Genomic DNA, 24862 nt, shown 5'->3' on the forward strand with positions numbered 1-24862 from the left:
AGCCCCCGTCGTCCAACGATTAACGCAGGCCTTACGAAACGCTGCTGAAGGCGCCTGAGGTTTCTGCGGGCTGCCGTTCGGCCCGCAGAAAATCCACAAACGCCCTGAGCGGCGAAGGCATATGGCGGCGCCCGTGGTAATAAAGAAACGGGCCGTCGAAGGCCTGCCACCAGTCCTCCAGGATCGGCACCAGACGACCATCGGATAGCGCCTCGCGCAGAAAGTCCTCAAAGGTATAGACGATGCCCAGCCCGTTAATGGCCGAGCGGATTTTCAAATCGTGCGACGACGTCAGCAACTGCCCCTGAGGCGGGATGCGTACAACACGTCCGTCTTTATGAAACTCAAACACGCCCACTTTTCCACTCTCGAACCGATGGCCAAGCAATTCGTGCGCTGACAGTTCTTCGGGTTGAACAGGTGTGCCACGTTCAGCCAGATAGCTCGGGGCGGCGGCTGCAACGAAGCGCTGGCGACGCGGGCCTATGGGCACGGCGATCATGTCTTTGGCGAGGTTCTCTTCGTAGCGCACACCGGCGTCATACCCGCCGGCGTTGGCGTCGATAAAGGCGTTGTCCATGACAACTTCGACGCTGACCCCAGGATAAAGACGCAGAAATCGCGCCAACAGGTCGGGCAACAGAAAGCGTGCCACCGGCACCGGCACATTGAGCTTCAGCGTGCCGACCGGCCGCTGAGCGTCGTCGTCCAGATCGTTGAAAGCGGCATCGATTTCCCGCAGGGCCGGGAGCAAGCGTTCGAGCAATCGCTCGCCGGCAGCCGTCGGCGTGACGCTACGGGTCGTGCGATTGAGCAGGCGCAAACCCAGATCGCCTTCCAGCCTGCGTATGCAGTCGCTCAGCGATGAGGCGGACAGACCCCGCTTCTGCGCGGCAGCACGAAAGCCCCCTGCCTCGACCACCGCCGCAAATATTGACACATCGGTAAGGTTTGGTTTACTCATCAAGGCCTCCTCCGGCGGGACTCACTGTACGCCATGCCGTACGGGTCATCCATCGTTGCCCGACTTATCGTCAGGCAACCGTACACCGATACTGCTCACTCGCCCCGCCCGCCGGGAACCTGCAACGCGAATGAGAATTCCCCGATGACCCATTCATCCGCCACTTCGAAAATTACCCCGACCCGACGTATCCTCAAGGCCGCCAGAGCGCTGTTCGCCAGTGCTGCGCTGGCGAGCACGCTGGCTGTGGAGGCGTCTCCAAGGACCGAGCCGAAACCGGACTGGTCAACCCACGACATGCCCAGCCAGAAAGGCCGCATCGTGCTGGTGACCGGTGGGACCAGCGGCATGGGCTATGAAGACGCGCTGGCTCTGACGCGAGCCGGTGCCGAGGTGATCATCGCCGCACGCAACGCCGAGCGCGGCCGCGAAGCGATTGCGAACATCAAACAGGCCGTGCCAGGAGCACGCGTGCAGTTCGAAGCGCTGGATCTCTCCAATCTGCAATCTGTGCGAGACCTCGCCAACCGCCTGCAAGGGCGCCTGCCGAAGCTCGACGTGCTGATCAACAACGCCGCCATCATGTCGCCGCCTGTTCGGGGTATTTCGGTCGACGGTTATGAGATGCAGCTGGCGACCAATTATCTGGGGCATTTCGCCTTGACCGGCCTGCTGATGCCGCTGCTGCGCAAAAGTGAAGATCCACGGGTTGTCAGTCTGTCGAGCATCGCCGCAGGGCGCGCGAAACTTAACTTCGACGATCTGCAGGCCGAGCGTAATTACGACCCCTTCGCCACCTACAGCCAATCAAAACTCGCGGTGCTCAAGTGGAGTCTTCATCTGCAGCAGCGCAGCGATGCCGCCGGTTGGGGAATACGCAGCATCGCCGCTCACCCCGGCGTTGCCGTGACCGAGTTGATTGCCCGTGGCCCAGGACTGGACAGCGAATTCGGCAAGCAATGGGCTGTAGACCGCGACGTCTATCATTCGGCGGCACAGGGCGCGTTGCCCACGCTGTATGCGGCGACGGCGCTGGAGGCTGTCGGCGGTGCCTACTACGGGCCCACCGGAGATAACGAGAAGCGCGGGCCGCTGGGCTTCGCCAAGATGCCACCGGCCGCTGCCGATCGCTCGGATGCCGACGCGCTGTGGCAACTTTCGGAGCGATTGACTGGCGTCATTTACCGCTGACCGCGACTGGCACGGGATCGCCCGTGCCAACGCCGCGCCACTCCCACAGGAGCGCACCATGGATCTGTCCCTTCTCTCCCGCCGCACAAGCGCCATCATCAATGCCGAGGCCCACGAACTGCGCCCTGCCCTCAACGGCTTTCTATTGTTCGTTTGTTTGTTTGCCGGCTACTTCATGCTCCGCCCGATACGCGAATCGATGGGCATCACGGCCGGCGTCGAGAACTTGCAGTGGCTGTTCACCGCGACCTTCTTCGTCATGCTGGCGGCCGTTCCGCTGTTCGCCTGGCTTAGCGCACGTGTGCCGCGCCTGCATTTTGTGGACTGGGTGTACGGTTTTTTCTGCGCCAACCTGCTGTTGTTCGCCGCCTTGTTCCTGGGCGAGGAAAGCCCGTGGCTGGCCCGGGTGTTTTACGTCTGGATATCGGTCTACAACCTGTTCGTCGTATCGGTCGGCTGGAGCCTGATGGCCGATGTATTCGACAGCGCCCAGGCCAAACGCCTGTTCGCATTCATCGCAGCGGGCGCAAGCGTCGGGGGCCTGACGGGTCCGGCACTCAGCGCCTTGCTGATCGGCCCGCTGGGTGAGTCCGGCCTGATGCTGCTGGCCGCTGTTTTGTTGGGCGCCGCAATGTTGTTCAAGCGCAGGCTGATGCGTTGGCGTGAACAGGGTGGCGCAGGCCGCCCCGGTGCCGCGCCGAGCGAGAGCCCCCGCAGGCCCTTGCCGGGCAATCCATTCAGCGGCATGACCGCCGTTTTGAAATCGCCTTATCTGCTCGGTATCTGCGGCTTTGTGGTGCTGCTGGCCACTGTCACCACATTTCTCTACTTCGAGCAGGCGCGCGTCGTGGCCGAACATTTTCCGGACCGCGAGGCGCAGGTGCGCGTGTTCGGCATCATCGACTTTGTCGTGCAGGCGGGCGCCCTGCTCTGCCAGCTGTTCATCACCGGGCGCGTCGCCCAAAAGCTAGGCGTCGGCGTGCTGTTGGCGATGGTGCCGCTGATCATGTGCGCCGGGTTCATCGCACTGATTTTCGCGCCCAGCTTCGGCTTGATCGCCGCGCTGATGATCGTACGCCGGATCGGTGAATACGCGTTCGTGCGCCCCGGCCGAGAAATGCTGTTCGCCCCGCTCGATGCCGAAAGCAAGTACAAGGCCAAGAATGTCATCGACACGGTGGTCTACCGCGCCGGCGACGCCATCAGTGCCTGGGCGAAAAGCGCACTGGACATGCTCGGCCAGGGCGCAGGCATGGCTGCGCTGATCGGCGCGCTGTGTGCACTGCTGTGGGGTCTGCTGGGATGGCGGCTCGGCAAGCGGGCGGACCGACAATCAAGTGTGTCGGCAGTGGTGCCCAGCGCTGCGTAGCGCTAAAGGTTCATGCAAAACGGGACGGGTTGATTGCTGTGAATACGCAATCCGCCCTTCTCTCGACGGAATTTTTACTGCCCGATACTAAAATCGTGACGACTCTTCCGGAGGTTGCCGTGACCTAGTGCCCGACGCAGCTCCCACGCATCCTTCGCAGGAGGCATACCGAACATCCGCGCATAGTCTCGACTGAACTGCGAGGGACTGTCATAGCCGACGCGATACCCCGCCTCTGCTGCATCAACCGTTTCGGTGACCATCAGCCGGCGTGCTTCCTGTAGCCTCAACTGGTTACGAAATTCCAGCGGACTCATCGACGTGACCGCTTTGAAATGCGTATGGAAAGCCGAACGGCTCAGACCGGCGATAGCGACGAGGTCGTCGATCCGGCAGGGTTCGTTGTAGTGGCTGCGTAGCCAGGTAATGGCCTTGGCAATCTGGTTCAGGCGGCTGTCTGCTTGCGCCATCTGCCTGATAATGCTGCTGCCCTCCCCCGTGAGGAGCCGATAAAGGATCTCGCGAATGACGAGCGGAGCGAGAACTTCGATGTCGTCAGGCCTGTCGAGAAGTCCGGCCAGCCGAACAGCTGCATCCAGCAGCTCTGGAGTCGTATCGTTCAGCGCAATGCCGGCGGTCGGATCCCTGCCCTTCTCTTCCGGCAGAGGATGGCGCAGCACGAGTTCACTCAACTCAGTCGTATCAAGATTGAGCGCCAGGCACAGATAAGGCACCGCCTCACTTGCCTCAATGACCGAGCCCATCACCGGAAGATCTACCGATGCGATCAGGTACTTGGCTGGATCGTAGACATACGCGGTAGTCCCCAGCATCGCTTGTTTGCGTCCTTGAGCGACCAGGCAAAGCGTTGGCTCATACACAACGGGCATGGGCATCGTAGGCGTGCCCGAACGAATCAGGCTGACACCCGGAATCGCCGTGCTGTGTATGCCGTCGCTCTGTACGTGACGACCAATGATTTCGACCAGCTCAACAAGCGAATTCAAGCACAACTCCATGTCAACGGAACGTGGGTGTTCGACATCCAGCCTATCGGATGATCGAGCAAGAAATCAGGACGATATTGCAACAGCCATTTACCGCCTCCGAGTCACACTTCAGCTGTTGTCGACAACAACCCTTCGCTTGCCAGACAAACAATGCAAATCCGGCCCGATTGATCATTCTGGAGCATACAAAAATGAAGCTTCTTCGACGCCTCTTCACCACGCTGGTCTTCACCACACTGATTGGAGGAATGTTGCCCGCCGTGGCCAGCGAACCGGCTGCGGAGCGCAACCGCCAGTTCATTGCCCAGGCCTTCGAACACTGGGCTCTGGGCGGCCGCACGTTCTTTCAGGATGTGCTGGCTCCGGATGTCGTCTGGACGATCAAGGGAACAAGTCCTTCGGCAGGTACTTACCGGGGCAGAGATGACTTCCTGCAACGGGCAGTAACACCCTTCGCCAAACGCCTCGCTTCCCCTGTCCGCCCAACCGTAAAGGACATCTGGGCCGAAGGCGATGACGTGATTGTTCACTGGGACGGCGTCGCAACCGCCGCCGATGGCGCGCCCTATCGCAACAGCTACGTCTGGATTATTCGATTGCACAATCTGCGCGCAACCGAAGTCATCGCCTTTCTCGACCTGGTTCCCTACGACGACGTCATCAGACGTATTCCCCTTGGTGCAAATGGCGAATAAGCGTCGGTGTGGCCCAAGTCATCTGCCCTGGCACACAAGAGATGCCCATGCGGATCAGGTTCAGGTTGAACCTCTGCTGCTTACGTGGACTCCCAAACCTAAACCCAGGAGAAACCTTATGACCCAAACAGCTTTGGTTGTGGGCGCCAGCGGCATTGTCGGCAGCGCCATCACCCAGTTACTGATCGACAACAACTGGCAGGTCGCCGCGCTGTCGAGGCACCCTTCGCAAGCGCAAGGCGTGATTCCGGTCGCGGCAGACCTCCAAGATCCAGCCTCGCTGGAACAGGCGCTGGCGGGTTTGAAACCCACTCATGTGTTCATTACTACATGGTCACGGCAAGCTACGGAGGCCGAGAACATTCGCGTCAATGCCGCCATGGTGCGCAACGTACTCGCCGCCATTCGCCCAGCCAAGAGCGTTGAGCACGTCGCTCTGGTTACTGGCTTGAAACACTATCTCGGCCCATTCGAGGCGTATGGTAAAGGCAGCCTTCCGCAAACACCGTTTCGCGAAGAGCAGGGTCGTCTGGATATCGAAAATTTCTACTACGCCCAAGAAGACGAACTCTTCGCCGCGGCTGAAAAGGACGGTTTCACCTGGAGCGTTCATCGCCCGCATACGGTCACCGGGGTTGCCGTGGGCAACGCGATGAACATGGCAACCACCCTCGCCGTCTACGCCTCGATTTGCAAACAAACCGATCGCCCTTTTGTGTTTCCCGGATCAAAAGTGCAATGGGACAGCCTCACCGATATGACGGACGCACGGCAGTTGGCGAAACAACAACTCTGGGCGGCGACCACGCCGGCGGCGGCCAATTAGGCATTCAATGTCACGAATGGCGATGTGTTTCGATGGAAATGGATGTGGGGGCGAATTGCGGAATACTTCGACTTGCCTGCTGCCGACTATCCCGCTTCACTCTCGCCTCTTGAAGAGCAGATGGCTGATGACCAAGCCATATGGGCGCAAATAGTTGCGGAACACGACTTGAAAGAACCGGATATCAGTCGCTTGGTATCAGCATGGCACACTGACGCAGACCTTGGTCGACCTATCGAAGTTGTAACGGACATGTCGAAAAGCCGTGCCATGGGCTTCACCGCCTACCAGGCGAGCGGTCAAGCATTTTTCGAAGTGTTCGACAGGCTACGCGAGATGCGCTTGATACCTTAGGGCGTTCCGAAATGTATCCGGTCAGATGAATCCAGGGAAATTTGTACTCTGGGAATGCGACGTGACACTCGAAAGGGACAGCACGCTGCCCAACGCTGCCTGGAAGCCCCGCGTGTGCGGGGCTGACCATCCACTCATCACTCAGTCTGAAGCGCAATCTCAGAAGGTCATACCACCAGCAACATCGAGCGTGGTCCCGGTTACCCAGCCTGCATCTTCCGATACGGCATACGCTACCGCCGCGGCAATATCGTTAGGCTTGCCTACTCGCCCCAGCGGCGTTTTGCCGATGAAGAACTCATCCATGCCCCGTGCAGACTCCACGTTTCCTTCTGTATGGACAAACCCCGGTGCGATGCCCATCACCCGAATGCCCCGGGGGCCTAGCTCCATGGCGAGCGAGCGCGTCAGCGTATTGACCGCTCCTTTTGTTGCGCAATAGACGTGGACTTGCGGGTATGGGCTATGCGCCAGGCCCGAACTGATATTTACAATAACCGCACCGGCCTTCATCACCCGAGCAGCGGCTTGCGTAGTGAGCAACAACCCCCGCACGTTCAGATTGAAATGTTCGTCAAAACTGTCCGCGCTCAACGTTTCGAGTGAGTCGGGTTTATAGATGCCAGCGTTATTCACCAGGATATCGAGCCTGCCAAATGCCTGAACAGCCGCGTCGATCAATGGCCCGATCTCTGCGGGCGCGGAGATGTCGGCCTTGAACGCAATGGCTTCACCGCCTGCATCGATGATGCGTTTGACTACGCTATTGGCGTCTTCGACGCTTCGTGAATAGTTGATGATGACTTTCGCACCGTCTGCCGCCAGCCGCTCGGCAACACCCGCGCCGATACCTTTTGAAGCCCCTGTGACGATTGCAACTTTCCCCTTTAGATGACTCACGTGCGTCGCTCCTATGAATGTGGGCTCCATGTTAGGCTCGACAACCTCTGTTATTAATAGGCGCAATCGGCATGCAGTATGAAGCTTTGCTTCACAACGACGCTATTCGACCTGAGCTGTTGTCAGGCATTGCTGCCTTCGCCCAAGTCGCGAAATACGAAAGCTTCACCAAGGCGGCTGCGGTGATGGGCATCTCCCCATCGGCTCTTTCGCAAACACTGCGTACGCTTGAACGCCGGCTCGGTGTGCGACTGCTCGAGCGTTCCACGCGAAAGGTCGGTTTGACCGAACTCGGGCAACGTTTTTTGAGTTACGCGCAGCCGGGGCTTGCCACCCTTGCGTCGGCCATTGAAGACGTAAACGAACTGCGAGATAAACCCACCGGTCTCTTGCGGCTCAATGTGTCTCGCACTGCTGCGGACATCATCTTGGCGCCTCACCTGGCGGCGTTCATGGACGCCTATTCCGACATCACGTTGGAGATCCATTGCGACAACGCGTTGCTGGATCTGGTGGCTGGAGGATTTGATGCCGGCATCAGGGTTGGAGAAAATCTTGCACAGGACGTAGTCGCGTTACCCTTGGGAGGAAGTCATCGTATCGCTACCGTGGCATCACCGAGCTACCTGCGAGACCGCGACGTCGTGCGTACGCCTGAGGACCTGCGCCTGCATCGATGTGTAAACATCCGGTTGGCCAGCGGTGTTTATCGATGGGAATACAGCCAGGACGGCCGTTTGATCGAAATTCAGCCGCCCAGTCCGCTCATCAGCAATGATTCGGACACCCTGATGCAGGCGATTCGCGCCGGGGCGGGCATCGGTTGTGCGTTTGAAGCCCAGGTGAACGCAGAGATTGCCAGCGGGCAACTGATAGCACTGCTTGAGCCGTGGTGGCCCAGTGTCTCGCCGTTCCATATTTACTACCCGAGCCGAGTTCATCTCCCACGAAAACTGCGCGCTTTCATTGATTTCATGAGAGCAAGGTTAAGCCATTAGCGGCAGCCGTCCGCTTTAGCCGCATCAAGCGACAGGAAATTCGGATCGGTCTCACGCAGGAATACGGGCATGTCCGTCATCGGCGGCATGGCCGGGATGTCGAAGTACATCTGAATCACCCACCCACGGTGATAGCTGGCGTGGTTAACCACGTGCAACAGCATCGCGCCGGCAGGCATGGTGCCGCTTTCGCCTGACACAAAGATGAACCGAACGGGGATATCCAGAGACGCGTCGGTCTGCCGCGCGATCCAGTCAAGATACCAGCGATCGACCTCTTCCTGCGCCCTGCGCAAATCAGCGAGGTCGGTATGCACCAGATCATGTGAAGTTGCGAAGCCATGCGCTCGGCCTTCGAGGTGAGCCTGCCAGATGCAATCAACGACGTAGATATGGTTCAGGGTGCCAATGATGTTTTTGAACACCGAGACACGCTCCTTGATGACTTCTTCAGGGGGCAGTGTGGCCAGGCTGTCAAAGAGGCGTTGATCGGCCCAGGATTTATAACCTGCGAGCATGCGTGCCGTGCTTACGTTGATCATGAGTGTCTGCCACTTCAACAGGGTTGATTTCAAGCATAGACCTCACGAAGAACAACATCGCAGGCGCTGACTATTGGTCGGCGAGCGCCTCCTCCAGAACTACCTATCGATGATCTTTTTGCGCGCGAAAAACCAGCAAGCCCGCGATCAGAATCAGCAACATCCCCGTCCACGTAAAGCCGTCTGGTACTTCCTGAAACAGCAGATAACCCCACAAACAAGCGAACGCCAGATAGGCATAGTCGAAGGTGCCGACCAGCGCGGGCGGTGCAATTTGGTAGGCTCTGGCGGTGGCGGTATTTATCAGAATCAATGCGCAGGCATAACAGACAATAAACACCATTTCCTGCCAACCAGGCGTCTGCCATGGGGACAGTAGAAACGGTGCGTGGGCAACCGTAGCATCGCTGACGATGAGCGATGCGATACCTCCGATGCCGGCGGCGACAAGGAAACCGATATTCAATCCCAGCGCCAACACCAGAGGATGTTCGCTGCGGCAATGGCGGCGCGTTACCACCATCGCCAGGGCGTAGAAAACTGCCGCAATGACAGGCAGCAACGTGGCAAGGGAGAAGATTTCCGAACCGGGGCGCAACACCATGGCTACGCCCGCAAAACCGATCCCCACCGCAGTCCAGCCGCGCACGGATAAAGGCTCACCGCCATAACAGGTTGAGAAAAGCGCGATGAACAGTGGCGTCGTGTAGATCGCCACGGCAGCCACCGATAGCGGAATCAAAGGGAGCGCCGCGTAGTACGTTACCCACATCAGCAACAGCAGAACGCTCCTTGCCATCACCCAGGGAACCGAAGTAATCCTGAGGCGGCCTGCGTAAATGCGTCTGCCGAGCCAAGTGCCAAGTGCGGGAACCGAAAGGCAGGACACGATCAGGAAGAGCTGCCATAGCGGCAGCGTGGCGCTGAAGTACTTAACCGCTGCATCGGCCAGAGCAAGGAGAAAAACGGCGGCGGTAATCAACGCTATGCCTTTGCACGCGTTGTCGCTCCTTGCGCCGTATTGGCTCATGCACCGTTCCCCTCTTCCCATCGTGAGCTGTCACCCTGACCAAGTATCAGCTTCGGCTTGGGCGCGGAGCGGACTCAAACCCAGATAGCCGTCTCTGTATTGATTTCGGCTACCAATGTCGCGTTGAACTGCCGCTGTCGGTGCAGGTCATCGCGCATTTTCGGGAAGTTGAATGCCTTGACCTCAAGCTCTTTCAGAACGAGGCCTGAAACTCTGTAAGTGCCGCAGTCTGAACACTCGATGAGCTGGCCTCCGTTGGCCTCGTCAGTTTTCTGCGCGTCGAGTCCGCATAGATAGCATTTCATACCGATCTCCTTTTTGCTGACGCTTAGGAGATCGTCCCGCACAGGACAAAGTTTCAAGTTTCCGTCTGCCGTACCACGGCCGTCGCCACTTTTTCGGGACGAAGCTGCTTAGGCCGGCATGGCGTACAGGCAGTAACTGAGGTACCTCGACGGGATTAATCCTACTTGGCAGTAGGGCTATCCCCTTCTGCCGGTCGGCCATCAAGGGCAGGCAGCGGATCGGTCTTGATTCCCGTGAGAATGGAAGCCCACGCTTCGTACGCCTGTCGGTGACGGGATACAGCTTCATCCCAGCGCGCACCTTCAACCTCATGGGAGACGACGAGCATCATGAGGTGATTGGTCGATGCATCCAGATCAAGCAGAAGGTGGTGGGCGTTGAATCGAAAATCGTCGGTAGAAGGCATGATGTCACGCAGTGTGTTGATTAGCGGGTGGAGAGCATCGCCACTCCCCAGATGACATCGTTATGACATTGCCGGGTGCCATAAGTGCGAGCGTCCCGATGAGCGGCGGCCACAGCTCGCGATAACTGCAACCCCTTCCAAAAACTTCAAGCCAAAGCCTCTGGGCAATGACGTCGCCCTCATTCCTGCACAAAAAATTCGCCGTTTCGTTGTCAGTTGAATTTTTTCAGCCTATCTTGAATAAAACCTATACAGCAATCTCATGCACGTACAACCTTTTCGCTAGGGATTGGCCTTCATGCACAGCACCGCCGAGTAATTTGAATGAGCCCATTATTAGCCAGCCATTACCGTGAAATCCTTGTTGGCGTCGGTGAAAACCCCGAGCGCGAAGGTCTGTTGGATACGCCCAAGCGAGCCGCCCAGGCAATGCAGTATCTGTGCAACGGCTACGAACTGAGCCTGGAAGAAGTCACCAACGGTGCCCTGTTCGAGTCGCAAAGCGATGAAATGGTGATCGTCAGCGACATCGAGCTTTATTCCTTGTGCGAGCACCACATGCTCCCGTTTATCGGCAAGGCGCATGTCGCGTACATCCCCACCGGCAGGGTTCTGGGCTTGTCGAAGGTCGCGCGAGTGGTCGATATGTTCGCGCGTCGCCTGCAGATTCAGGAAAACCTTACCCGTCAGATTGCAGAAGCCATTGCGCAGATCACCGATGCCGCCGGCGTGGCGGTGGTCATCGAAGCCAGGCACATGTGCATGATGATGCGCGGCGTGGAGAAGCAGAATTCGGTCATGACGTCCTCCGTGATGCTGGGCGCTTTCCGTGATAGCTCGACGACGCGACAGGAATTTCTCCAGCTCATCGGGCGGCGGTAAACCTATACAGAGCATATCGACTGTACAAGCCCTCCATTCGAACCACCACCCTCATTCAGGGAGCAAGGCGATGACCCGTTTTCTGCTGTTACTGGCACTGGCGCTCAGCGTTGCGAGCTGCGGCAGTGTCGTCGTTGCCCGTTATGCAGACCAGCAGCCGACGTTGAATCTTGAGCGTTTTTTTAGTCAGCCCGTCAAAGCCTGGGGGATGTTTCAGAAGCGCAACGGTGAGGTGGTCAAGCGTTTCGAAGTTGACATTGTCAGTCGCCGCGAGGGGAACAATCTCATTCTTGACGAGCGTTTCCTGTATAGCGACGGCACCCGTCAGCGCCGCGTCTGGACCCTCACCCCCGAGGGCAACGGCCGCTGGAGCGGTCGCGCCGATGATGTGGTGGGCGTCGCAAGGGGCGAGATCGCTGGAAACACCCTGCACTGGCGCTATCGCCTGAACCTGCCGGTCGACGACTCGACCTACGTGATGAGCATGGATGACTGGATGTACTTGATGGATGAGGACACGTTGATCAACCGCACCACTATGTCCAAGTTGGGCGTAGAGGTTGGTCAGGTAACCTTGTTCTTCCGCCGTCAGAGCGCCGGAGCAACCCAATGAACCACGCATTCACCATGGCCTCGCTCGGCGACGGTTATCGCGCCCTGGTGATCGGCGCCAGTGGCGCCCTTGGCACGGCTTTTTGCCAACAGCTCGAACAGGACCCACGCTGTGCCGGCGTCCGAATGCTTGGGCGCCATACCCTGCCGAAGCTGGATCTTGAGCAACCCGAAACGATCGCCGACGCCGCCACCGAACTGGCAGCCGAAGCGCCGTATCAACTCATCGTTCACGCTGCCGGCCTTCTCCACCGCGACCGGATCAAACCTGAAAAAAGCTACAGCGCGATCGAATCGGAGTCGCTGCAAGCCGTGTTTCAAGTGAACACGCTAGGCCCGGCGATGGTGTTGCGCCACTTTCTGCCGCTGCTCGATCAACGAGGCGCGATGGCGATGCTTTCCGCCAAAGTCGGAAGCATCGGCGACAACCGTTTGGGCGGCTGGTATGCCTACCGCGCCTCAAAGGCTGCGTTGAACATGCTTATCAAGACTGCCGCCATCGAACTGACGCGCACTCGCCCGCAGAGCCGCTTGCTGAGCCTGCATCCCGGCACGGTTGTGTCGCCGTTGTCGCAGCCTTTCCGTGGAGCCTCGAGCGCCCGTCCCGCAGACGTTGCCGCCGCCCAATTACTGAGTTTGATTGACCAATTGACACCGGCCGACAGCGGCCATTTCTTCGCCTACGATGGAGAACGCCTGCCCTGGTAGGCAAGGAGTGAAGCATGAACCTGCAAACCCTCACCGAATGTGCGGCCAACAGTGAAATACGCGAGCTGGAGCTGTTGTCGCTCGAAGGTGGTTTTTACCTCGCACGGATCCGCCTGGATCAGGGCCAGTTCACCTTGCTCGATGACGCAGCCAAGCCCATGCATTTGCGATCGATGACTCATCTGCGTGACTTGCTGCAGACCGTCCCGGCCTTTCCCTGCGTGCTGGTGCAACAATGCGTGCACGACGAAATGTGCGGCAGGGATTCAGGGCCTGTCGAAGAGCTGCGCATTCCATTTTCGCTCACCACGCCGTTGTGAGTCTGACACCCAGGCAAGCGCTCAATGGCAGGCTGAAAAGGCGCACGTCACCGAATGGGTGACGTGACGCCCGCCACAATTTCTCTCGCCAACCGAAGGCCACACCCACAACCTCAATCGAACCCCTGCCCCACCCACAGGTCTTCTCCAGTACGTTTTTCTGGAAATAACCGCCCATGTCCACCCAACACACCCTGGTTTTACTCGCTCGAGGCGGATACGCGGCGCGAGGTGTTCTGTATCTGATCATCGGGATCTTTGCGCTTCTGGCGGCTCACGATTCCACCAAACCAAAAGACAGTCAAAAAAGCCTGGAGGCGGTGCTGAGCCAGCCGTTCGGCTATGTTCTGATCGGCCTGGTAGTTGCGGGTCTGCTGGCTTTCGCTGCATGGCGCGCGCTGCAGGCCATTCGCGACATCGACCATCACGGCAGCGAATTCAAGGGTCTGGTGATTCGTGCAGGTTTGCTGGCCGGTGGGCTGGTCAATGCAGCACTGGCCTTTTTTGCCTTGGGCCTACTGGTGAGCGGCGCCAGAAGTTCGGGCGGTTCCGGGGATGGCAAAACCAAGGATCTGCTCGCGCAGCTGTTGTCTTTCGAGCACTCGAACCTGCTGATCTACCTGATCGCGCTGATCCCGCTGGGTGTTGGTATCGCCCACATCATCAAAGGCTGGAAGGCGTCATTCGAGAAGTACTTCGAAGCGGATGAGGAAGTGATGCGCTACGTTCGCCCGGTGTCGCGGTTTGGGCTGATTGCCCGAGGAGTGGTGTTTATCGAGATCGCGCTGTTGATGGCTGTCAGCGGCTCGGTCTATAAAGCGACGAATCCCCCTGGCATGAAAGAGGCCCTTGATGCTTTGCAGAACCTGCCGGCAGGCGGTCTGCTGCTGATGGTCATGGCGTTGGGGCTGATCGCCTTTTCGGTGTACAGCTTTTCCGAAGCTGCGTGGCGCAGGATCAACATGGAAGTGCCGTTCCAGTCGGCGTGACTCGAGGGGGCACGCCCCCTCGAGATTGCATTATCAAGTGAACAGATCGACGCCCAGCTGGAAAGCGACCCACAGCGCCAGGCCCGTGGCAAATAGCAACGCGATGTTTTCAAACAGGTTGTTGCGGTATTGCTTGTCCAGCAGCGATTTCTGGTTGGACATGATCAGCAAGCCCAGAGAAATGACCGGCAAACCAATGATATTCAACGCGCTGACCCCGATGGTCAGCGTCACGAAATCCGGCATTCCGGGCATCGACCAGATCAGCGGCGTGACCAGGATGAACAACATGAACCACTTGTGCATGGGGTCGTGATGAAACTCTTTGCCGAATTTCTCGCGACGCCCAGGGCGAACATGCTGGAAGGCATCGGTGATCAGCATCGGAAACGCAGTGGTCTTGCCTGAAATGCTGGCAAACAGCGTCGCGAACACACCGATGAAGAAGACATACCAGCCGATCGGGCCGAAGTAGATTTCCAGTGCCTTGCCCAGATCAGCCAGGGTTTTCACTTCGATACCGTTGGGCCGCAGGATTTCCGCGCCGACAATCCAGATAGCCAGGTTGATGATGATCCCGACGAACACGGCAAACAGCAGATCGTTGCGCTGAATGCGCTTGTGCTGCGGTCCGGTCCAGCCTTTCTGGCGCATGACATAAGGGTGCACAAAGTTGGCGATTGAACCTGCGACCGCGCCGATCACCGAGACGGCCACCAGCAGGGCGCCATGCACGCCTTCATCAGGCGGAATGCTGAAGCCGATGGTGCCTTTGATGATGCCGGTGACATCCGGGCCCGACATCACTGCCAGGGCGATGAACGCCAGGGTCATGATCGCCAGCAGCACCTTCATCACGCCTTCGATCATCGAGTAGATGTTGCGCCCCACCAGCATCCAGACCGCCAGCACCACCGCCACCGAGCACAGCAATGGCTGATCGATCTTGAACAGCATCGCCAGTGACTCACCTGCGCCCTTGATCATGTAGGCATTCATCAAATGCCCCATCAACAAGGCATAAATGAGCATGAACCAGGCAAACACCGGGTTGAGTTGTGCGTAGCCCTGAAGGATGGTCATGCCCTGGTTATTGCACAACTGGAAGCGGGCGATGATGTTGACGATCAGGTACCTCAACAACAACGATACCGCCAGCACCCACATCATTGCGTAACCGTAGTTGGCCCCGGCCACGGAGGACGTGATCAGGTCTCCCGCACCCAGCCACGACAGTACGGCGATAATTCCGGGGCCCAGCAGTTTGAGCGTTCGCAAGAACAGGTTTTGCGGTTTCGCAGTGGCCTGATGATCGAGTGAAGGCATGCTCGTCATAGGAGTCTCTCCATTATTGTTTTTGTGGAAACGATTGCAGTTCGGCACATTAGGTAGGATGTCGTACAACAACGCTAACACGAGAGTATGTAAAAATGTTTCAAGCGTTTCTGGTTATTGCCCTGCCCCTATCATTTCTTTGATTTATCGCGTTTAAAACGATGGTCCTTCCCTGAGCGAAGCGCGTTCAGGGTTTGCCAAAACAGACGTCAAAACGCAGGTAAGAACTCATAGGATGACTGATCACAAATTAAAAACACCCTGGCGGACCTAAAAAATCGAGTCCGCTGCGGTGTGGAGTTGACGCTGGGCATCTGCCCAAATGGCCCCGCATTCATTGGAGCAGTTTGTATGTCATGACGGACATCTACGGCGACGCCCCCGGCAAAATCCGCCGAGCAATCTGAACGACAACGCGGTTTTTGTATCAGCGTGTAGCTTTTGCGGGCGCCGATACATTGGCGTACGAAGTTCAGCGGTACGAACACACAACTGACACATTTAGCGCGCTAAATACCACTGTCGCTTCCATTCCCTCCCCAACTAATCGACAGGACATCACCATGAACAAAGTATTCGCCACGCTGGCCCTAACTGCCGCCATGTTCAGCGCCACCGCCGCGTTCGCCGCCCCGGTCAAACCCACCGTGGTGCTGGTGCACGGTGCTTTCGCTGATTCGAGCAGTTGGAACGGCGTGGTCAAGATTCTGGAAAAGGATGGCTACCCGGTGATCGCCGCGGCCAACCCGCTGCGTTCGGTCAAAGGTGACGCGCAATCGGTGGCGGATGTGTTGGCCAGTGTGAAAACACCAGTGGTGCTGGTCGGTCACTCATACGGCGGCCCGGTGATCAGCGCAGCCGCTTATGGCAATGCCAACGTAAAGGCACTGGTATACGTCGCGGCGTTTGCGCCGCAAGCAGGTGAAACGGCCGCTGAACTGTCCGGGCGTTTCCCGGGCAGCACCCTCGGCCCGACCTTGGCAGCCCCGGTTGAACTGGCTGACGGCGGCAAGGACTTGTACATCCAGCAGGACAAATTCCACGAGCAGTTCGCCGCCGACGTTCCCCTCGCTGACGCCAGGTTGATGGCCGCGACCCAGCGCCCTGTGACTGTCGCTGCCCTCAACGAAGCCGCGACCGAACCTGCCTGGAAAACCGTGCCGTCGTACTTCGTCTACGGTGACCAGGACAAGAACATCCCGGCGCAAGCCCTGGCGTTCATGGCCGAGCGTGCCCACGCGAAGAAGACCGTGGTGGTCAAAGGCGCGTCGCACGTGGTGATGGTGTCCAACCCGAAGGCGGTGGCCAGCCTGATCGAAACCGCTGCTGAGGCGAAGTGATCTGTCGCTGATCAAACGTCGCTGATGTTAGCCGTGAACCCTGTTCACGGCTTTCAGGGCTGCGTTTTGCTGAAGCCGTTCGCTGAGAAAGTCCACAAACGTGCGCACTTTGGCCGGCACGCGTGGATGCTTGAGATAAACCACCTGAACGGGCAGCGCCGGCGGTTCAAACGCCTGGAGCACCAGTTCCAGTTCGCCGGCAGCCACCTGGCGGGCGATCTGATAAGACAGCACGCGGGTGATGCCCCAACCTGAACTGGCGATGTTGATCGCCGCCTGGTTGGCGGTCACTACGAGGCGTGGTTCGAAACGAAAGCTCAACGGCCCGTCGGCATGTGCAAATTGCCAGTCACTGAGCAAATGACTGGCGGACGACATGACGATATTGGCGCGGCTCAGGTCGGCCGGATGTTGCGGCCGGCCATAGCGGGCGAAGTAGTCAGGTGTGCCGCAGATGACCTGGCGGACCTCGCCGACCTTGATCGCATGCTGATTGTTCTCGTGCAGATGGCCGATGCGTATCGCGACGTCGATGCCCTCCTCAGCCATATTCACCACCCGGTCCACCAGCAATGCCTTGAGATGCACCGAGGCAAACGCATCGACATACTCGGCCAGCAATGGCGCAATGAACTGCTCACCAAACAGCACCGACGCGGTGACGCTCAAATGCCCGCACGGAACCCGATAACTGCCGGCGGCGGCTTCCTCCGCCTCATCGACATCGCACAGTATTCGCCGACAATCTTCCAGATAGCGGTGCCCGGCTTCAGTGAGGTGCACGCTGCGCGTGGTGCGTGACAGCAGCCGCGTGCCGATACGCTGCTCCAGCGTGGCGATCGCCCGAGTGACACTGGGTGGCGAGGTGTTCAAGCGACGGGCCGCCGCCGCGAAGCCTCCCTCCTCGGCCACGGCCAGGAACATGCGCATTTCCTGAAAACGATCCATAGCTGGAAACCTGTCGAAGGTTCTGAAAAAACTACTGAACCCTGTGGGAGCGGGCTTGCCCGCGAAAGCGTCCTGTCAGCCAACATTACCGTTGACTGACACACCGCGTTCGCGAGCAGGCTCGCTCCCACAGGGGGATCTGCATGCATGTGTTTCAAGCGGTCTGCAGGCCAACCGCTGTCCGTTGCATGCCAACGAAGTTGGGCAATGCTTCAACTCGCCCCAACCACGCCTGTACATTCGGATATTCATCCAGCGAGACATTGCCTTCCGGCGCGTGCGCGACATAAGTGTAGGCGGCCACATCGGCAACGGTAGGCTTGTCGCCGGCGAGAAATGTGCTGCTCGCCAACTCGTCTTCCATCACTTGCAACAGCGCGTGCGAACGTTTGATTGCGTCGGCGGCGTCGTAGCCGGCACCGAACACCGTGATCAAGCGCGCCGTGGCGGGGCCGGAGCTGATCTGGCCGGCAGCGACCGACAGCCAGCGTTGCACACGGGCCTGCTCGACCGGGTCGCTCGGCAGCCATTGGCCGTTGCCGTATTTGCCGGCGAGGTAAACCAGAATGCCGTTGGAATCAGCGAGCACCGTGCCGTTGTCGTCAATCACCGGCACTTGGCCGAAACGGTTGAGGGCGAGGAATTCAGGCGTTTTGTGCGCGCCTTTCATGAGGTCAACAAACACCAGTTCGGTCGGAACCTGCAGCAGGGACAACATCAACTCGACGCGATGCGAGTGGCCGGACAACGGATGGCGATACAGTTTGACGGCTGACTGAGACATGACGTGCTCCTGAATTGTTAAGGATCGACCCGCTGATCGTGTCGATGGCGTTCATCCTGCTCTCGCACCGCAAATCGCGGAATCCTCAGCAAACACAATCGAGCATTTCAGCCAGCGAAATAATCAGGCGCCTCTTTAACCTCGCGCCGGGATCATTTCATGGCCTGAAACAGTGGATTGCAGTTTCTGGCCATTCCCTCCGATCAGGCCGAGGGCGAACATGAGCCCACTTGAGCCCGACGGTGGCGGCACCCCGGCTCGTAGCAAACGAGGAGAACCGAAATGGACACAGCATCGAAACCGCAGCCCTCGCCCTGGCATGAAGGTGAGCTCACCCTGCAACGTGCCGTCGGCGCGGTGGAGATGATGGTCGGCGTGGGCCAGCGACAACTGGCCCGCGACTGGATGCCAGACCAGCACCGCGAGTTTTATGCGCAACTGCCGTTCGTCGTGCTCGGCGCGGTGGACGCCCAGGGTGATCCGTGGGCCACGCTGCGCACCGGCCAACCGGGTTTCATGGATTCGCCATCGCCACAGATCCTCAGGATCAAACTCGACGCGCAGCTCAACGACCCGGCAAATCAGGGCCTACAGTTAGGCGATGCCATCGGCATGCTCGGCATCGAACTGCACACCCGTCGGCGTAATCGCATGAACGGCAACATCAGCCGCCGCGATAACGACAGCCTGGAAATCGACGTCACTCAGGCTTACGGCAACTGCCCGCGCTACATCAATCTGCGCCATTACGCCTTCGTCGATGAGACCACTGACACCGCGCTCGACTTGCCTGTCAGCGAACCTTTGGTCCGCGACATGATCACTGGCGCCGACTCGTTTTACGTCGCCACTTACGTGGTGCGCGACGGCCAGCGGCAAGTGGATGTGTCCCATCGCGGCGGCAAGTCCGGCTTTGTGCACATGGACGACTACGGCACCCTGACCATTCCCGACTTTTCCGGCAATCTGTTTTTCAACACCCTGGGCAACATCCTGCTCAACCCGCGCGCAGGGCTGACCTTCATCGACTTTGAAAGCGGCGACCTGTTGCAGATGACCGGCACCGCTGAAGTGCTGCTGGACGATCCGCAGATCACCGCATTCCAGGGCGCCGAGCGCCTGTGGCGGTTCAAGCCGCAGCGCATTGTTTACCGTCAGGCCGCGCTGCCGTTGCGTTGGGCCGAGCAACCTGACGGCGATTCGCCCAACTCAGAAATGACCGGCAGTTGGGATCAGACCCGCGAACGGCTGCAGGCCGAAGCGTTACGCAATCAATGGCGTGCGCTGCATGTGGCGCGGGTTGTTGATGAAAGTCCGCACATCCGTTCGTTTTACCTGCAAGCCAACGACGGCTTCGGCCTGCCACGCTTCGAACCGGGCCAGCACTTGCCGATCAAGGTCTTGCTCGACGGACAGGCCGCTGCGTCGATCCGCACCTACAGCGTTTCCAGCGCACCTTCGGATGAATTTCTGCGCATCAGCGTCAAGCGCGACGGCACGGTGTCTTCGCATCTGCATGATCGCGTTCAGGCGCTGGACCTGATCGAAGCCCGCGCGCCGCAAGGCGACTTCACCGTGGACGCCACCGAGCGGCGACCGCTGGTGCTGCTGGCCGCAGGTGTCGGCGTGACGCCGCTGCTGTCGATGTTGCGCGAGGTTGTCTATCAAGGAAAACGCATCAACCGCATGCGCCCGACCTGGGTGGTGCAAAGCAGTCGCACCGTTGAAGACCTGGCCTTTCGGGCCGAAATAGACGCCTTGGCCGCGCGCGCGGGCGACAAGGTTCGTGTGCTACGGGTGGTCAGCCAGCCACCGCTGTCGGCTACGCCGCAGGGTTACGACCACGCCGGGCGCATCGACATCGCCTTGCTGAAAAATCTGCTACCGCTGGATGACTACGATTTCTACCTGTGCGGTCCGGGGAGTTTCACTCAGGCGCTGTACGACGGCCTGCGCAAAATGCGTATCCCCGATGACCGCATTCACGCTGAAACCTTCGGCCCGTCGACGCTGATTCGCGATGTGGAAATCAGTACCCCGGCGCCGCCGCAAGTGCCGGTAGCCGAGGAGCCGGTCAAGGTGCTGTTCGCCACGTCCGGCAAGGAGGCGCGTTGGGAACCGGGCAGCGGCACGTTACTGGAACTGGCCGAGGCACGCGGTCTGAACCCGGAGTTCAGCTGTCGCGGAGGTTCGTGCGGCACCTGCAAAACCCGCCTGAGCAGCGGCCAGGTGCATTACCTCAGCCCGCCGGCCATGCGCCTGGCGGACGATGAAGTGCTGATCTGCTGCGCCGCCCCGGCGCAGGGCAGCGACACCCTGGTGCTCGACATTTGAATCAAGAGGAGGTGCGCGATGAACCCGTCTGTTGAAACCCACGCCGTCGTTTGGCCGCAGGACACACCCGCGCTGTCGGCCAGCGAATGCGAACGCAGCTTTTTACTGCCACAACTGATGGGCTCGCTCGCTGGTGAAACCTGTGCGATGACGGGATCATTCAGCCAACGTGACGATCGCCCCTTGAGCCCTCAAGGCTGGTTCTCCCGTGGGCTCAAGGCTTTGTTTTCCTGATCGCCGTGTCAGGCCTTGCTTACCGCCGCCACCCTCCCCGCCGGCCCATGCTGGCGGCTGGTGATCAACCCGACGAATGAAATGATCAACGCAAGGCCAATCGTCGAGGTCACTTCAAGTCGATGGTCAGGGGTGATCATCATTACCGCCAGGGCCGCGCAGATAAACGCGATGACCAGCCAGGTGAGCCACGGGAAAAGCCACATGCGCAAGGTCAGTTCGACTTGCTCCCTTTCCAGGCGGCGGCGCGTGCGCAACTGCGAAATCGCGATCACAAGGTAAACCAGCAAAGCGATTGCACCGGAACTGGCGAGCAGGAATTGAAACAGTCCGGCCGGCATGAAGTAGCTGAGCAACGTCACGCCGGCGCCGATCACCGTGCTGGCGATGACGGCGGCGCGTGGCACACCGGCGGTCGAAGTCACCTTCAGTGCGGGCGGCGCGTCGCCTCGTCGGCCCAGTGAGTACAGCATGCGTGAAGAAATGTAGATCGACGAGTTCATGCAACTGGCCACCGCGATCAACACGACCACGTCTACGAGAAATTTGGCGTTGGGGATGTTCATCAGTTCCAGTGCGCGCTGGTAAGAGCCAACCGACGCGAGTTGCGGGTCATTCCACGGCACCACGGAAATCACCACGAAGATCGACAGCAGATAGAAGATGCCGATACGCCAGATCACCGAACGGGTGGCCTTGGCGATGTTCTGCGCCGGGTTGTTCGATTCCGCTGCGGCGATCGTCACCGCTTCCGTGCCGATGAAACTGAACATGATTGTGATGAAGGCGCCCACCACCGCTGACAAGCCGTTGGGCGCAAAACCGCCGTGCTCCGCCATCAGTGTGCTCAAGCCGCTGGCTTCACGCTCTGGAATCCAGCCCATCAACACCGCGAAGCCCAAGCCAATGAAGCCGATGATCGCAATGACCTTGGCCATCGCGAACCAGAACTCGAACTCACCGTATTTCGCCACGCTGAACAGGTTGGTAATCACCAGAAGGACAATCGACAGCAAGGCGAACAACCAGGCATCGATCTGGGGAAACCATTGATTGAGCACGTGCCCGGCGGCCAGCGCTTCGATCGGAATCACCAGCACCCAGAACCACCAATAGAGCCAGCCGATAGTGAACCCGGCCCAGCGGCCGATGGCTTGATCGGCGTAGGTGGAAAACGAGCCGGTGTCGGGATGCGCGACGGCCATTTCGCCAAGCATGCGCATGACCAGCACCACCAGCAGACCGGAAAACAGATAAGCGAGTAACACCGCTGGGCCGGCGGCGGCGATGGCGTGGCCTGAGCCAACGAAAAGTCCTGCGCCGATGATGCCGGCAATGGAGAGCATGGTGACGTGACGCGGTTTGAAACCTTGCGCCAACTGACCGTTGGAGTCCTTGGGGTTCAGGCTGTTCATGGGTTCTTATTGTTCTCATGATCGTCGTTTGGGCCACTGACTGAGCGTCAGGCGATCATCATTTCCTTGTGTCGGGATCAGGCGAAAGCAGCGACGCAGACGCTTTGCCGACGAAATGATGCTTCACCTTACGTGGCCCGACCGCCGTGCAACTAGCCTGAGTGCGGCATGCCGATGCCTGATCTCGACATGCCACACTCGGGCCATCACGGGTCGGCAACGACCGATGCGATGAGTTACAGCGTGTAGGAGATCCCCACCTGCACCGTTCTCGGCGCGCCCGGATAGGCGTAAACGTTGCCGAACGCACCTTCTTCGTAGTCGCGATCGAAAAGATTTTTCACGTCAAGATTGAGCCGTACCTTGTCGTTGAGCTTATAAAAGCTCAGCAGGTCGACCACGGTGTAACTGCCCAACGAAAACGCGGTGTTGGCGGTCTGCCCGGCGCGTTCATCGACGTATTTGAGGCCAGTGCCGAGGCCGAGACCTTTGAGCGTGCCGTCCTGAAACTCGTACATGTTGAGCAGGCTGAAGCTGTTCTTCGGAATGTTCAGCAGGCGTGTGCCGGAACGCAGCGTGTTGTCCTTGGTGACCTCGGCGTCGACGTAGGCATAACCGCCGATGACGCGCCACTCGGGGGTGAGATTGCCGGTGACGTTGACGTCGAAACCCCGACTGCGCACTTCGCCGGCCGCGACGCTGAATGTCGAGTCCACTGGGTCGGTGGTCAGCACGTTGCGTTTTTCGATCTGGTAGATCGCCGCGTCCACGCTCAACTGCTGATCCAGCGCTTCCCACTTGAGCCCCATCTCATAGGATTTGCCTTTTTCCGGGGCGAAACCGCCGCCTTCGCGACTGGCGCCGGTGTTGGGCTTGAACGAGCGGGCGGTGTTGGCGTAGACCGCCAGGGTCTCGGTCAGATCGTATGTCACACCGATACGCGGGGTGACGGCGTTGTCGCTGGCCTGCCAGCTCTTGCCGCCCGGCACGAAGGTTTCGTAGTCATGCTCGAAGCGTTCGAAGCGCGCTCCGGCCAGAACCTTGAGCTTGTCAGTCACCGCGACCTGATCCTGCACGAAGGCGGCATAAGTCTTGAGGTTTTCTTTATCGTGGGTCGGCGTGCGCGTCAGCGCCGGACGCGGCTGGCCGTAGACAGGATTGAAGATGTCGATCGGATAGGCGCCGACCGCGCCGCTGGAGCGCTGGATGATGGACTTGTAGTCATAGTCTTCGTACTCGATGCCGGTGAGCAAGGTGTGCTGCAAGCCGCCGGTGTTGAAATGGCCGGTGAGGTTGAGCTGGGTGTCCTTGTCAGTCCATTCCAGCTTGCGGTAGTTGAAATTGCGCCCCAGCGTACGGCCGTCGGCGGCAATGCCGTTGGCTTCGATCGCGTCACCCTTGAGCGAGCCGTCGAGCCACTGGAAGCCTCCGCCCAGTGTCCAGTCGTCATTGAGCATGTGCTCGAAACGCAACTGCGCCATGTTGTTGTCGTTGTGCAGTTTGCCGACGTCTTTTTCGCCGAAGAACGTATCGCGCGAGGCGGTGCCGATCTGCGCCGGATAGCGCGTCACACCGCGATCGAGCGGCGCATTGTTGCGCATGAAGTCGCCTTCGAAAATCAGTTTCGTCGCGTCGGCGGCCTGCCAGGTCAACACGGGGGTGATGCCGTAGCGTTCCGTTTCGACGTGATCGCGGAAGGTATCACCGCCCTCGCCCACCACGTTCAAGCGATAGGCCAGGCGGCCTTCTTCGTCGAGCGGACCGGAAGCGTCCAGGGTGCCGCGCTTCATGCCTTGGTCATTCAACTGACTGCCCAGCGTTACGGTGCGCTCGGGCAGCGGCTGTTTGGACACCACGTTGAAGGTGCCGCCGGGATCGCCACGGCCATACAGCATGGTCGCCGGGCCGCGCAGCACTTCCAGACGCTCGATGGTGTTGGCATCGGGCATGTTCGGGTAGCCACGGTTGATCGGAAAACCGTTGCGGTAGAACTCACCGGTGGTGAAGCCCCGAACGGTAAAACTGGTCAGGCCCTGCCCGCCGAAATTGTTCGCGCGGCCGACGCCGCCGGCGTAATCCAGCGCGTCCTGCAAACGCGTCGCGCCGATATCTTCGACTGCGTCTTTGGGCACCACACTGATCGATTGCGCGGTTTCATGGATCGAAGTGTCGGTGCGCGTGGCACTGGCCGAGCGGGTCGCACGATAGCCTTGCACCGGACCGTCTGCCCTTTCGTAGTCAGCGGTGCCGACCACATCGGTGGCCTCCAGCTCAAGCGTTGAGGACGGTTCGGCTGGCTCAGCCAAGGAGGAAGAAGACAACGCCTGCAGCACACAAATGGAAAGCAGAGTTCGACGCATGAGGTGAAAC

Annotated in this window: 24 protein-coding genes and 1 pseudogene; 13 read left to right on the plus strand and 12 right to left on the minus strand. The window is 59.3% G+C overall.

All coding sequences use genetic code 11. The features are described from left to right. Positions 1–31: 31 nt before the first annotated feature. Complete coding sequence (locus HU727_RS05105) at positions 32–964, minus strand: LysR family transcriptional regulator (protein WP_186528719.1); 933 nt, start codon at positions 962–964, stop codon at positions 32–34. A 144-nt stretch (positions 965–1108) separates the two neighbouring features. Here HU727_RS05105 and HU727_RS05110 point away from each other — a divergent pair, with 144 nt between their 5' ends. Both HU727_RS05110 and HU727_RS05115 read left to right on the plus strand, forming a co-directional pair. After that, positions 1109–2155 (plus strand): SDR family oxidoreductase, encoded by a 1047-nt coding sequence (locus HU727_RS05110; protein WP_186528721.1) that lies wholly within the window; start codon positions 1109–1111, stop codon positions 2153–2155. A gap of 58 nt (positions 2156–2213) precedes the next feature. Beyond that, on the plus strand, positions 2214–3524 hold the full coding sequence (locus tag HU727_RS05115) for an NTP/NDP exchange transporter (RefSeq protein WP_186528723.1): 1311 nt from the start codon (positions 2214–2216) through the stop codon (positions 3522–3524). Positions 3525–3598: 74 nt separating this feature from the next. On the opposite strand, the gene HU727_RS05120 is transcribed toward HU727_RS05115, so the two are convergent. Then, positions 3599–4531 (minus strand): AraC family transcriptional regulator, encoded by a 933-nt coding sequence (locus HU727_RS05120; protein WP_202883528.1) that lies wholly within the window; start codon positions 4529–4531, stop codon positions 3599–3601. A 194-nt stretch (positions 4532–4725) separates the two neighbouring features. On the opposite strand from HU727_RS05120, the gene HU727_RS05125 reads away from it, so the two are divergent. Together HU727_RS05125 and HU727_RS05130 are read left to right on the plus strand one after the other, a co-directional pair. After that, positions 4726–5229 carry a nuclear transport factor 2 family protein gene (locus tag HU727_RS05125; protein ID WP_186528727.1) on the plus strand — a complete coding sequence of 168 codons (504 nt, stop codon included), beginning with the start codon at positions 4726–4728 and terminating at the stop codon, positions 5227–5229. Between the two features lie 118 nt (positions 5230–5347). After that, positions 5348–6409: pseudogene (locus HU727_RS05130) on the plus strand (SDR family oxidoreductase). 159 nt (positions 6410–6568) lie between these two features. Here the strand turns inward: HU727_RS05130 and HU727_RS05135 are convergent. Further along, positions 6569–7309, minus strand: coding sequence for an SDR family NAD(P)-dependent oxidoreductase (locus tag HU727_RS05135; RefSeq protein WP_186528729.1), 741 nt, complete (start codon positions 7307–7309; stop codon positions 6569–6571). Positions 7310–7380: 71 nt separating this feature from the next. On the opposite strand from HU727_RS05135, the gene HU727_RS05140 reads away from it, so the two are divergent. After that, the gene (locus tag HU727_RS05140; RefSeq protein ID WP_186528731.1) at positions 7381–8307 is read left to right on the plus strand and encodes a LysR family transcriptional regulator; all 927 of its coding nucleotides are present in this window, start codon (positions 7381–7383) and stop codon (positions 8305–8307) included. Here the strand turns inward: HU727_RS05140 and HU727_RS05145 are convergent. The 4 genes from HU727_RS05145 to HU727_RS05160 all read right to left on the minus strand — a co-directional run bounded on the left by HU727_RS05145 (position 8304) and on the right by HU727_RS05160 (position 10591). Beyond that, positions 8304–8849 (minus strand): DinB family protein, encoded by a 546-nt coding sequence (locus HU727_RS05145; protein ID WP_186529282.1) that lies wholly within the window; start codon positions 8847–8849, stop codon positions 8304–8306. The genes HU727_RS05140 and HU727_RS05145 overlap by 4 nt on opposite strands. Positions 8850–8952: 103 nt before the next feature. After that, entirely contained in the window at positions 8953–9879 is a 927-nt protein-coding gene (locus HU727_RS05150; RefSeq protein WP_186528733.1) for a DMT family transporter, read from the minus strand. A gap of 74 nt (positions 9880–9953) precedes the next feature. Then, positions 9954–10184: a hypothetical protein gene (locus HU727_RS05155; RefSeq protein WP_186528735.1), complete on the minus strand. Its 231-nt coding sequence runs from the start codon at positions 10182–10184 to the stop codon at positions 9954–9956. 161 nt (positions 10185–10345) lie between these two features. Next, positions 10346–10591: a hypothetical protein gene (locus tag HU727_RS05160; RefSeq protein WP_186528737.1), complete on the minus strand. Its 246-nt coding sequence runs from the start codon at positions 10589–10591 to the stop codon at positions 10346–10348. A 324-nt stretch (positions 10592–10915) separates the two neighbouring features. On the opposite strand from HU727_RS05160, the gene folE reads away from it, so the two are divergent. The 5 genes from folE to HU727_RS05185 all read left to right on the plus strand — a co-directional run bounded on the left by folE (position 10916) and on the right by HU727_RS05185 (position 14102). Continuing rightward, positions 10916–11473, plus strand: coding sequence for a GTP cyclohydrolase I FolE (gene folE / locus HU727_RS05165; RefSeq protein ID WP_186528739.1), 558 nt, complete (start codon positions 10916–10918; stop codon positions 11471–11473). Between the two features lie 70 nt (positions 11474–11543). Beyond that, entirely contained in the window at positions 11544–12086 is a 543-nt protein-coding gene (locus HU727_RS05170) for a DUF3833 domain-containing protein (protein WP_186528741.1), read from the plus strand. After that, entirely contained in the window at positions 12083–12793 is a 711-nt protein-coding gene (locus HU727_RS05175; RefSeq protein WP_186528743.1) for an SDR family NAD(P)-dependent oxidoreductase, read from the plus strand. The genes HU727_RS05170 and HU727_RS05175 overlap by 4 nt, the downstream gene beginning before the upstream one ends. 14 nt (positions 12794–12807) lie before the next feature. Next, the gene (locus HU727_RS05180) at positions 12808–13113 is read left to right on the plus strand and encodes a DUF6482 family protein (RefSeq protein ID WP_186528744.1); all 306 of its coding nucleotides are present in this window, start codon (positions 12808–12810) and stop codon (positions 13111–13113) included. A gap of 176 nt (positions 13114–13289) precedes the next feature. After that, positions 13290–14102 carry a DUF1206 domain-containing protein gene (locus HU727_RS05185; protein WP_186528746.1) on the plus strand — a complete coding sequence of 271 codons (813 nt, stop codon included), beginning with the start codon at positions 13290–13292 and terminating at the stop codon, positions 14100–14102. Positions 14103–14135: 33 nt separating this feature from the next. Here HU727_RS05185 and HU727_RS05190 read toward each other — a convergent pair whose 3' ends face one another. Continuing rightward, positions 14136–15428 (minus strand): Nramp family divalent metal transporter, encoded by a 1293-nt coding sequence (locus HU727_RS05190; protein WP_225919801.1) that lies wholly within the window; start codon positions 15426–15428, stop codon positions 14136–14138. A gap of 572 nt (positions 15429–16000) precedes the next feature. Here HU727_RS05190 and HU727_RS05195 point away from each other — a divergent pair. Next, a complete protein-coding gene (locus tag HU727_RS05195; protein ID WP_186528756.1) occupies positions 16001–16777 on the plus strand; it encodes an alpha/beta fold hydrolase in 777 nt (258 codons plus the stop codon). A gap of 27 nt (positions 16778–16804) precedes the next feature. On the opposite strand, the gene HU727_RS05200 is transcribed toward HU727_RS05195, so the two are convergent. Both HU727_RS05200 and HU727_RS05205 read right to left on the minus strand, forming a co-directional pair. Beyond that, positions 16805–17725 (minus strand): LysR family transcriptional regulator, encoded by a 921-nt coding sequence (locus tag HU727_RS05200; RefSeq protein WP_186528758.1) that lies wholly within the window; start codon positions 17723–17725, stop codon positions 16805–16807. A 154-nt stretch (positions 17726–17879) separates the two neighbouring features. Next, positions 17880–18509, minus strand: coding sequence for a glutathione S-transferase family protein (locus HU727_RS05205; RefSeq protein WP_186528760.1), 630 nt, complete (start codon positions 18507–18509; stop codon positions 17880–17882). Positions 18510–18791: 282 nt separating this feature from the next. Here HU727_RS05205 and HU727_RS05210 point away from each other — a divergent pair, with 282 nt between their 5' ends. Together HU727_RS05210 and HU727_RS05215 are read left to right on the plus strand one after the other, a co-directional pair. Continuing rightward, positions 18792–20843 carry a 2Fe-2S iron-sulfur cluster-binding protein gene (locus HU727_RS05210; protein ID WP_186528769.1) on the plus strand — a complete coding sequence of 684 codons (2052 nt, stop codon included), beginning with the start codon at positions 18792–18794 and terminating at the stop codon, positions 20841–20843. 18 nt (positions 20844–20861) lie between these two features. Continuing rightward, entirely contained in the window at positions 20862–21077 is a 216-nt protein-coding gene (locus tag HU727_RS05215) for a hypothetical protein (protein ID WP_186528771.1), read from the plus strand. 8 nt (positions 21078–21085) lie between these two features. Here HU727_RS05215 and gabP read toward each other — a convergent pair whose 3' ends face one another. Then, on the minus strand, positions 21086–22492 hold the full coding sequence (gabP, locus tag HU727_RS05220; RefSeq protein WP_186528784.1) for a GABA permease: 1407 nt from the start codon (positions 22490–22492) through the stop codon (positions 21086–21088). A 236-nt stretch (positions 22493–22728) separates the two neighbouring features. After that, positions 22729–24852: a TonB-dependent siderophore receptor gene (locus HU727_RS05225; protein WP_186528786.1), complete on the minus strand. Its 2124-nt coding sequence runs from the start codon at positions 24850–24852 to the stop codon at positions 22729–22731. Positions 24853–24862: the final 10 nt, after the last annotated feature.

This window comes from Pseudomonas khorasanensis (assembly GCF_014268505.2).
Lineage (GTDB): Bacteria > Pseudomonadota > Gammaproteobacteria > Pseudomonadales > Pseudomonadaceae > Aquipseudomonas > Aquipseudomonas khorasanensis.